We start from the raw sequence: 1,064 nt of genomic DNA, 5'->3' as shown, positions 1-1,064 counted from the left end.
TGCGCACCCGGTTGACCGGGTTGTGCGGGTGCAGGCCCCGCAGTTCCGGCGGGATGTCGTCGAGGTCGGTGACGACCTGATAGCCGGCCAGCCGGACGTGCCGCGCCAGGTGGGCCGCCAGCGCGCGGTTGCGCCCCCCGGCGAGCAGTTGGGTGGCGCGACCGATGCGCCCGTAGCCGTGCAGCGAGACGGCGACGTCGACGTGATCCAGAAACTCGGCCAGCCGCGGCGACTCGTCGGGGTCGTACCGGGCCGACGGGAGGTGGTGCGGGTAGCGGTCGGGATGGCGCACCACATAGGACGACGCGTCGGCGCCCTCGGCGGCCCGTTCGGCGATGACGTCGGTCATCTCTTCCAGGCCGCCCCCGTGGATGGCGAGAAAGCCGAAGCGCGATCGCAGCCGGCTCTCCTCGACCACCCCCGGTTCGCTGAGCAGCGCAGAAAGCGATTGCGGCGCAGGGGTTTTCGCGGTAGCTGGGCGGGGCCAGCGGGCAGGATCCCACCGCCGCAGGAAGTCGACCCATCGCTGCGGCAGCCCGTGGTGGACGGCGCCGTCGATGACCCTGGGCAGATAGCCCGGTCGGGGCGGGCCCGGATTCACCCGGTGATCGATGTAGACCCAGGCCGGCGACGGCCCGTCGCCGGTGTGGACGGTCAGCCGGTCACGCCGGTAGCGCACCGGCACGCCCTCGGCGCTGTCCAACGCCGCGAGGTCGTCGTCGGAGATCAGCCACAGCACCCCGTGCACCTGCGCGCCGGCAAAAGGCTCGACGGTGGCGACGCCGCGCTGGTTGATCAGCCAGTCGTGGTCCGCCAGCACCGCCGGCCGCGGATCGGCCGCACCCGGACAGCGCAGCGCCATCTGCCTGACGCACAGATTCGACCCGTAGGCGAAATAGGGGTGCCGGCGGGCCGGCATCTAGGCGGCCACCGTCTGGACGCTGAGGTGTTGGACCAACGTAACTCCCGCGAGTCTCTCCCCGTCGACGACGTTTCCATCCTGCCGTACGGGGTGAGCGGCGCGCTACGCCCCGGTCATCGGAGGATCGGGGCGGGTGCGCTCG

At 72.0% G+C, this 1,064-nt stretch carries 1 protein-coding gene; it reads right to left on the bottom strand.

The window, feature by feature from the left end; translation table 11 throughout:
- A partial coding sequence (locus A5673_RS04765) for a poly-gamma-glutamate hydrolase family protein (RefSeq protein ID WP_068227657.1) occupies nucleotides 1-919 on the bottom strand: 919 nt, incomplete at its 3' end.
- Nucleotides 920-1,064: the final 145 nt, after the last annotated feature.

The organism is Mycobacterium sp. E3198, assembly GCF_001667015.1.
Lineage (GTDB): Bacteria > Actinomycetota > Actinomycetes > Mycobacteriales > Mycobacteriaceae > Mycobacterium.
This window is presented reverse-complemented; position numbering and strand designations above follow the sequence as displayed.